General features: G+C 71.3%; 2 protein-coding genes. Both read right to left on the bottom strand.

Annotated elements, in window-relative coordinates:
• Positions 1-425 (bottom strand): sugar phosphate nucleotidyltransferase (locus G6028_RS14260; protein ID WP_182659272.1); only part of this gene is annotated, 425 nt, incomplete at its 3' end.
• 81 nt (positions 426-506) lie between these two features.
• Positions 507-1,385 carry a glycosyltransferase gene (locus G6028_RS14255; protein WP_182659271.1) on the bottom strand — a complete coding sequence of 293 codons (879 nt, stop codon included), beginning with the start codon at positions 1,383-1,385 and terminating at the stop codon, positions 507-509.
• Positions 1,386-1,418 lie beyond the last annotated feature (33 nt).

The following is a 1,418-nucleotide window of genomic DNA, read 5'->3' as shown; positions in this document are numbered from 1 at the left end:
CTCTTGGCGTGGTGGAGATCGAGGATCCGGGTGAGATCGGTCCCGCCCAGCACGTCGCCGTTGAACACCATGATCGTCGAGGCGGTGAGCTCGTCCAGGACGTTGCGGATGCCGCCGCCCGTGCCCAGTGGCTCGGTCTCCACCACGTACGTCAGCTCCAGATCGAGGTCGGACCCGTCCCCGAAATGCTCCTCGAACACCTCCGCCTTGAACGACGTGCCCAGCACCACGCGCCGGATGCCCGCCGCCCGGATCCGCGAGAGCAGATGGGTGAGGAAGGGCAGACCGGCCGTGGGCAACATGGGCTTGGGCGCCGAGATGGTCAGCGGCCGCAGGCGGGTCCCCTTGCCGCCCACCAGGACCACCGCCTCGGTGTCGGCGATCAGATCGCGCGGCTCGGCGCTGGAGGGGGTCGTCGAGGTCACAGTCCTACTCCCGATGTCGTGGGGCCCCGGCCGCGCGCTCGCGCGGCCCACACGGGCCGGTGGATGGTCTCGTCCGGCGCGTCAGCGAAGATCGCGCCGGGCGGACCGGATCGCGAGGCGGCACCGTAGTTCCAGACCCGCCTTGAGCGCCCAGCGTATCGGTGCCTGCCACGCGGCCGGATGCCTGTCCGCCTGGAACAGGTACGCGCTGTCGTGGTGTGCCCGGAGCGTGAACTCCGGCACGGTCCTGGCCGCGTGCCCCTGGTCGTGGTGGATCACCGACGACGGCACGTAGACGCTCTGCCACCCTGCTCGGCCGAGCCGGTCCCCCAGGTCCACGTCCTCCAGGTACATGAAGTACCGCTCGTCGAACCCGCCGAGCGCGTCGAACGCCTCGCGCCGCAGCAGCAGACACGACCCGGACAACCACCCCGCGGTCCGCTCGGAATCCATGTCGGAGTCGTCGAGGTACCGGGCGGTCCACGGGTTACCCGGCCACATCGGACCCAGCAGGGCGTGACCGATACCAGCGCCGAGCCGCGGTACGGCGCGGGCCGAGGGGTACACCGAACCGTCGGTCTCCGCGATCCTCGGGCCGAACGCCGCCGCCCGGGGCCACCGGTGGGCGGCGGCGAGCAGCGCGTCCACGGAACCCGGCTCGAACCACACGTCCGGGTTGACGACCAGCACGAACTCCTGGTCGAACTCCCCTAGGCGCCGGGCGATCTCGGTGACGGCACGGTTGATGGCGGTCCCGTACCCCAGGTTCCCGCCCGTCGGGAAGAACTCGGCGAAGTCGTGCGCGGCCGCCGCCGCCTCGGGCGCGCCGTCGGTGGAGCCGTTGTCCGCCATCACCAACCCCACCGGCCGCGTCGTGGACCCGGGCAGGGTCTCGACGAAGTGGCGGAGGTGGTCGCCGGGAGAATAGGTCACCGTCACGACGGGCAGTCGGGTCGTCACGCGCAACACCCTACGACGCCGCACGCCGATTCC

It is taken from the genome of Dietzia cercidiphylli, assembly GCF_014145145.1.
Taxonomy (GTDB): Bacteria; Actinomycetota; Actinomycetes; order Mycobacteriales; family Mycobacteriaceae; genus Dietzia; species Dietzia natronolimnaea.
The sequence above is the reverse complement of the archived record's forward strand: the minus strand, read 5'-3'. Positions and strand labels throughout refer to the sequence as shown.